The organism is Methyloversatilis sp., assembly GCF_030696805.1.
Lineage (GTDB): Bacteria > Pseudomonadota > Gammaproteobacteria > Burkholderiales > Rhodocyclaceae > Methyloversatilis.
On record NZ_JAUYRO010000048.1, the window covers coordinates 21,677 to 28,040 of the forward strand.

The 6,364-nt window shown below is 68.8% G+C and carries 8 protein-coding genes; 1 reads left to right on the forward strand and 7 read right to left on the reverse strand.

Annotation, left to right across the window (positions count from 1 at the left end; all coding sequences use genetic code 11):
- Window positions 1-2: 2 nt before the first annotated feature.
- From Q8R75_RS08355 to Q8R75_RS08385, 7 genes are all read right to left on the reverse strand, one after another.
- Window positions 3-539, reverse strand: a complete 537-nt coding sequence (locus tag Q8R75_RS08355; protein WP_305613458.1) for an MxaK protein — start codon at window positions 537-539, stop codon at window positions 3-5.
- A complete protein-coding gene (locus tag Q8R75_RS08360) occupies window positions 536-1,618 on the reverse strand; it encodes a vWA domain-containing protein (RefSeq protein WP_305613459.1) in 1,083 nt (360 codons plus the stop codon). The genes Q8R75_RS08355 and Q8R75_RS08360 overlap by 4 nt, the downstream gene beginning before the upstream one ends.
- The gene (locus Q8R75_RS08365) at window positions 1,615-2,649 is read right to left on the reverse strand and encodes a hypothetical protein (RefSeq protein ID WP_305613460.1); all 1,035 of its coding nucleotides are present in this window, start codon (window positions 2,647-2,649) and stop codon (window positions 1,615-1,617) included. Before Q8R75_RS08365 ends, Q8R75_RS08360 begins: the two co-directional genes overlap by 4 nt.
- A complete protein-coding gene (locus Q8R75_RS08370; protein WP_305613461.1) occupies window positions 2,646-3,509 on the reverse strand; it encodes a VWA domain-containing protein in 864 nt (287 codons plus the stop codon). Before Q8R75_RS08370 ends, Q8R75_RS08365 begins: the two co-directional genes overlap by 4 nt.
- Complete coding sequence (locus Q8R75_RS08375; RefSeq protein WP_305613462.1) at window positions 3,506-4,528, reverse strand: MoxR family ATPase; 1,023 nt, start codon at window positions 4,526-4,528, stop codon at window positions 3,506-3,508. Before Q8R75_RS08375 ends, Q8R75_RS08370 begins: the two co-directional genes overlap by 4 nt.
- A 111-nt stretch (window positions 4,529-4,639) precedes the next feature.
- A complete protein-coding gene (locus Q8R75_RS08380; RefSeq protein ID WP_305613463.1) occupies window positions 4,640-5,170 on the reverse strand; it encodes a DUF1097 domain-containing protein in 531 nt (176 codons plus the stop codon).
- Window positions 5,171-5,277: 107 nt separating this feature from the next.
- Window positions 5,278-5,943 carry a pyridoxamine 5'-phosphate oxidase family protein gene (locus Q8R75_RS08385; protein WP_305613464.1) on the reverse strand — a complete coding sequence of 222 codons (666 nt, stop codon included), beginning with the start codon at window positions 5,941-5,943 and terminating at the stop codon, window positions 5,278-5,280.
- A gap of 178 nt (window positions 5,944-6,121) precedes the next feature.
- Here Q8R75_RS08385 and Q8R75_RS08390 point away from each other — a divergent pair.
- The coding region (locus tag Q8R75_RS08390) for a helix-turn-helix domain-containing protein (RefSeq protein WP_305663637.1) at window positions 6,122-6,364 on the forward strand (243 nt) is incomplete at its 3' end.

A 6,364-nucleotide genomic window follows, 5' to 3' on the forward strand; every position in this document is an offset into this window, starting at 1 on the left:
CCTCACGGCAGGTCCAGCCGCACGCCCTGCAGCGTCGTGACGACGCGTTCCTTCGGCGGTGCCGGGCCGTCGTCGGCAGCAGCGGCGGCCTGCTCGATTTCGGGGGCGAGCCACAGTGCGCGTTCGAGGTTGTAGCGCGCGTCCCAGTCGTCCGGGCGTTCGCGCAGCGCGTCGCGGTAACGCTGCTTGGCCAGTTCGACCAGCGGCAGCGCATTGGCGACGTCGGCTTCGCCGCGCGCCAGCGCCTCGCGCAGATGCAGATTGCCGAGGTTGTAGCGTGCGCCCTGACGCAGGTCCGCGCGTTCGCCGGCAATCAGCGCCTTCCACGCGCGGGTCGCGGCTTCGCTGTCCGTGGCGCGGCTCAGCGCCAGCGCCTGCGCGAACTGCGCTTCCGGCAGGTCGGCATCGATGTTCCCTGCAGCGGCAATGGCCGCATTCACGCGTTCGGCCTGCCACAGTTGCGTCGTGTGCCAGCCGGCGGCGACACCGGTCAGCAGTGCAGTGGCGCCGAAGATCAGATGGACGGTGCGTCGTTTCACAGCCAGCTCCGCAGAAGAAGGGATCGATAGACCAGCAGCAGCGCGCAGCACAGCGCCGCCAGATAGAAGAAGAAGCGGCTGTGATCCTGCCGCGGCACGCGCTCGTCGAAGTCGAGCGGGAAGTTCTGCTGCCGGCCCACCTCGGCCACCGCCTTGGCGAGATCGTCCGGGCTGTCCGCCTGATACAGCCGGTAGGTCACCGGCAGCGATTGGAAGAAGCGGTGCAGCGATACTTCGGCAATCGATTCCTGCGTGTAGTAGGCATTGCGGATTTCGATCGCGGCCGGGTCGTCGCCCTCGGCTTGCGGCGGCGGTGCGCTCGCTTCGGCGTCCAGCTCCGGCGCGTTGAGCGTGCGCAGGTAGAGCCAGTGCAACGCGATGCGATTGGCCTGCAGACCTTCGCGGACACGCTTGCGCGTCGGTTCGTCGAGGTGGGCGCCGCCGTCGGTCACCAGCAGGATGATGCGGCTGCCCGTATAGGCGCGTGCATTGAAGGTATCGATGGCGGCGGTCAGCGCGCGGCCGACATCGGTGTCGGACAGCCCCCGGCCCAGTCCGCCTGCCTTGATGCCGGCCTGCACGACCGCATCGTGCTGGGTGAACGGCACCACGTTCATCGGTCCTGCGCTGAAGAACATCAACGCGAAGCGGTCGTCCGGTCGCTGCTCGACGAATTTCGACAGCAGATCACGCGCCACCGCCGACTTCGGCTCGCCGCGCGATTCGACCTGGTAGAGCATGGAATGCGGATCGATGGTGCGCCAGTCGGCGGGTTTCATCTTGGCGTCCATGCTGCGGCTGCGGTCCATCAGGATCAGGATTTCCGCGCCGCGCCCGGTGCGCGTCACCGTGGTTTCCGGCGTACCGGGGCCGGTCAGCGCCAGCACGATGCCGGCCAGCGCGAGCACCGCCAGCGCGCGCCAGGCGAACCCGGCGAGGCGACCGACGCGGTCGGGCGGCAGCCAGTCCAGCGTCGGAAACAGCAGCGTGTCGCGCCGCCGGCGCAGCAGCGGCAGCGCGGCCAGCGGCAGCAGCAACAGCGCCCAGGGCTGTGCAAAATCGATGACGCCGATGTTCATGCTTCGTGTCGCTTTTCGATGCTGCGCAGCCGGCGCGCGAAGCTGTGCAGCGGCAGCGTATCGGCCGGCTTGCCTTCGCCGAAAAAGATCGTGGCCGACTGCGCATAGAAGCGCTCGATGTCGGCGCGCAGCGGCGCATAGTGCGGCGCGCGCTCGAACAGGTGCGACAGCGAAGCCGGCTGCACGCTGCGTCCGGCGGTGCGGTCGAAGGCACGGTGCAGCGCCTGCCAGGCGTCCGGTGCGTCGTTGCCGCGGCCGCGCAGCGCGTTCAGTTCGCGCAGCGCACGGGCGAACGGCTGGTTGCGGCCCGCACGCCAGCTGCGCCAGCCCAGCCAGCCGGCCCAGCCCAGCAGCGTGGCGATGCACAGTGCGCCCCACAGGGCGATCTGCCGCCGGATCGACGCCGTGTCGACGGCGGGCGCCGCGCGGTCGGGTTGCAGCGCCTCCAGCGCGCCCTGGGCGAAGGCGTTGCGCGGCGTCAGCGGTGCTGCGCTGAACGGCCAGGCGGGCACGCCGAGCAAGCCCCCCGAGGTCGCGATGTCGAGCGCGGGTAGCGTCAATGCGGTCAGAGCCTGCGGTGCGTTGATCAGCTGATGCTCGATCACCAGCCAGCGTCGCCCTTCGCCATCGCTTTCAATGCGCGTCGGCCGGCGTTCGAGCCAGACACCGACGCGGCCGGGGGCCGGCGGTTTGCCGAGATCGACCGGTTGGCCGTTGATTTCGAGCAGCACGCGCTGGGTCAGCAGATCGCCCAGCGTGTGACCGTAGGCGCGCGGCTGGTCGACCTGTGCCTGACGACCCTGCGGCGCGGCCGCGGGCGTCGGTTCGAGATCCGGGGCGGCGGCGGGCGGCGTGCCATCCGCCGCTGCTTCGACCGCTACGGGAGCAGTCCCGGAAATGGTGTCGGAAATGGTGTCGGTCGCTGCTGCCGTGACCGGCGCAGGCGGAGTCTGCGCAGTCGCGAGCGTGGCAAACATCAAGGCGCAGACGAGCAAGGGCAGGGGGCGGGACGCGCGGTTCGGGAGCGTCATGCGGTGGCCTCGAAGAAGTAATCGGACATCGCCTCGGCGTCGAAGGCGCCGTGGATGAAGAAGGGGCGCAGGTCGCGCGCGGAGAAGAAGGCATCCAGCTCGGCGCGCCGCGCGGCCACTGCATCGCGCCACTGCGTGCGCAGCTTCGGGCGCATGAACAGCGTGCGGCGGATGCCGGTTTCGGCGTCGCGCATCGGCGCGATCGCGTCGTGCGACGGCGGTTCGGTTTCGGCCGGGTCCCACACGATGACCGGCACGACGAAGGCGTGCGACAGCAGATCGAGCGCGGCACCGAGCCGGTCGAGCGGCCAGTGGAAATCGCTGACCAGAAACACCAGCGACTCGCGGCCGGCCAGCTGCTGCAGCGCGTCCTCCAGCCCTTCGATGCCGCCGGGGGCCGGCTCGCACTGACGCAGACTGTCCGCCATCACGCTGCCCAGCCCGCGGCTCAGTGTCGCCGGCACGCACAGATCGGCGCGTTCGCGATGATCGAACGCCAGCATGCCCAGCGCATCGCCGACGCGTGAGGCGCTGTGTGCCAGCGATTCGACGAAGTCGGCGGCAACGTCGAGCTTGCGCCGGCGGGCGCCGAAGCCCATCGAAGCGGACACGTCCACCAGCACCTGCACCGTGACCCCGACGCGCTGGCGGTTGACGCGCACCAACCATTCGCCGGTGGTGTTGCGCAGGCTGGCGCGCAGGTCGAGCCGGCGCGGGTCGGGCCGGTCGTACAGACTCATGTGCGACACGAATTCCTGACCGGCACCCAGGCTGCTGCCCGGGTGCGAGCCCGGGCGCGGGCCTGCCGCGCGATGCGGCAGCCGGTAATGGAATTCGTGCATCTCGTCGGCGTCGCTCATCGCGGCGTGGCGACCTTCTCGATGATCTGCGCGACCAGTGCGTCGGCGATCTGCGCCCGGCGCATTTCGTACACCGGCGTGAAGAACACGCGGTGGCCCAGCGTCGACGGCAGGATGGCCTGCACGTCGTCCGGCACCAGATGCGTGCGGCCGTCCATCCAGGCGACCACGCGCGCAGCGCGCAGCAGGGCGCTCATGCCGCGCGGACTGGCGCCGGCCAGGATGAGCTTCTTCATGTCGACGCCGTCGATGCGCACGTCGAACGCGGCCGGATTCTGGCTCGCGTCCCACAGGTCCATCACATAGCGTTCGAGCGCCTCGCTCGCGCTCACGCTCTGCTGGATCGCCGCCGCCATCGAATTCAGCGACTGCCAGTCAAGAATGCCCGGCGCGACGCGATCGATCAGCGCGTCGACGTCGTGGAAGCCGGTTTCGAACACCAGCGCCCGGCGCACGGCGGGGTCGCGCGGCGTTTCCATGCGCAGTTCGAACATGAAGCGGTCGCGCGCGGCCGACGCCAGTTCGAAGGTTTCTTCCTTCTCGACCTTGTTGCGGTCGGCGAACACCGTCATGTGCGGAAAGCTGTATTCGCGGTTGAACGCCGACACCGTGCGCTCGGCCATCGCGCGCAGCAGCAGCGACTGCACCTGCGGTCGGGCGCGGTTGATTTCGTTGAAGAAGAAGGTGGTCAGCCGCTCGCCGTGGCGCAGCAGCGGGCCGGGTTCGATGCGCGGCTTGCCGTCGGCGTCGACGTAGGTGTGATAAACGAGGTCGTTCGGCATCAGGTCGACCGTGCCTTCGACGCGTTCGAAGTCGCCGCCGATGGCGCGTGCAAAGGCGCGCAGCACGGTCGTCTTGCCGACACCGACGTCGCCCTCGAGCAGCACGTGGCCGCGTGCGAACAGCGCCACGTTGATGAGCCGCACCACGGTGTCCTGGCCGATCACGGCCTTGCGGACTTCGGTTTCGACACTCAGCGCAGCGTCGCGCCAGTCCTGCAGGTGTTCTTCTCTGATCATGCTGTCTCCCGGATGCGGAATCGATAGTGGAGGCGGGGCGCTGCCCATGCACCGACAGCGGGGCAGTCTAGGCAGGAGGGTTCGGGCAAGTTGCCCAGCGTGATCGAGCGACTACGGAAGCGGCCGTGCGGCCGGTGCGCTCAGCTGCGCGATCAGCTTCGCGTTCGCCCAGCCGAACAGGCCGCCGATCAGCAGTGCCAGCGGCAGCGCGACGATGACGTTGTCGGCGCGCAGCGCGGTGAGCACAGCCGGATCGAAGCGACCGGGCACATCCAGGTAGGCCCAGTTCGCCGCGAAGCCATAGACGCAGACCGGCAGCACCGCGAGCCGCGGCCAGCCGGAGGCCAGGCTCATGACGCCGACCGCCGCACCCACGACCAGCGGCACCCACACGGTGCCGGGCAGTGCGGTCGGGTTGAACAGGATGGCCAGCGCCGCCAGCCAGCCGGCGAACACGCCGAACACCGCGTGCGCCAGCACCGCCGCCAGCGCCGTCGGCGGGTGATCGCTCCCTCCAAGATGGAAGAAGCCGGCCCACGCGATCACCATGGGCCACAGCGGCAGCGTGAAGGACTGCATCGAAAAGGTCATGACGACGGCGAGGATGACGTTGGCGCAGGTGAGGGCAGCGAGTGGCTTCATGGCAGTCTCCGGACGGCAGTTGCGGTGCGATGGACAAGCCCGGTCCCTGCAGCGCGCGGGCTGCATGCGGTCAGGCGTCAAGGGAAGGCGGCCGGGGCCGCGCCCGCTCAGGTACGGCCCTGCTGCACCAGTTCGGCGTAGTCGTCCGGGCTGATCAGCCCGCGTTGTTCGCCGATGTGGCGGTCGCGCACGGGCAGCACGTCCTGCAACCCGTCGATGCGCTTCCATGTGGCCGGCGGCGTTTCGCATCCCGGCTGTGGCACATGACGCGCGCTGTCGACCCGCTGGTAGCGGTGGATGTAACGCGGGCAATTGACGAAGATCTCCGCCAGTTTCACGCGCACGACGAACTCCGCGCCGTGGAAGGCCGGCAGGCTTTCGTGCAGCAGCGGGTCGTTGCGACTCACCGTCGCATCGCCGTGCAGGCGGATGCGATGCGGCGTTTCGAAATCGATGAACAGCAGCCCGACCTTCGGATTGGTGGTGATGTTGCCCATCGAAAGGAACATGCCGTTGCCGTCGAAGCTCGGAAAGGCCAGCGTCGTGCCGTCGATCACCTTGACGAAGCCGGGGCCGCCGCCCTTGTGCGACACGGTCGGGTAGCCGCGGTGGTCGATGGTGGTGAGGAAGAAGAAGTCGCGCGACTCGATGAAGCCCCGGTGTTCGGGCTGGATGTCCGGATGCACGATGAACTGCTGCACGCGGTCGGCCAGCGGCCGCATGTCGAACTCATCCTGCAGCGCGCGATGCTGCGCGCCGTAAAGCGGGGCCATGTCTCCTCCTGGATCAGAAAAGCTGTCCGATGAACGGACAAACCGGTTGTTTGAGGTCTTGTTGTGTGGAGCCGATGCTAGTGTTCGCATCTGCATGCGGCAAGCAGCTTGCGGAACATAGGTGTCCGCATATCGGACATTGCCTCTGCGAACCGACGAACAGGAGACGGACTGCCGCATGAACGGGCGAACTGCAGCGCCGCGCGGCGAAGCGGACGAGGCGCCGGCAGGCAGCCTGCACAGCGCACGCCTCCTGGTGACGACGATTGCGCGCGGCTCGCGCCGCGGCAGACTGATGATCGAACTGGTCGCGCGCACCGGCCTGCCGCGGCCGACCATCCACCGCGTGCTCGACACGCTGATCGATATGGGCTGGGTCGAGCGCGATCCGGTCACGCTGCGCTTCAACCTCGGCCGCGAT

Coding starts and splice junctions, on each gene's coding strand:
- Q8R75_RS08385 (WP_305613464.1), bottom strand. CDS start 5,943: ATGGCCCCGCTTTACGGCGCGCAGCATCGCGCGCTGCAGGATGAGTTC.
- Q8R75_RS08375 (WP_305613462.1), bottom strand. CDS start 4,528: ATGATCAGAGAAGAACACCTGCAGGACTGGCGCGACGCTGCGCTGAGT.
- Q8R75_RS08380 (WP_305613463.1), bottom strand. CDS start 5,170: ATGAAGCCACTCGCTGCCCTCACCTGCGCCAACGTCATCCTCGCCGTC.
- Q8R75_RS08370 (WP_305613461.1), bottom strand. CDS start 3,509: ATGAGCGACGCCGACGAGATGCACGAATTCCATTACCGGCTGCCGCAT.
- Q8R75_RS08365 (WP_305613460.1), bottom strand. CDS start 2,649: ATGACGCTCCCGAACCGCGCGTCCCGCCCCCTGCCCTTGCTCGTCTGC.
- Q8R75_RS08360 (WP_305613459.1), bottom strand. CDS start 1,618: ATGAACATCGGCGTCATCGATTTTGCACAGCCCTGGGCGCTGTTGCTG.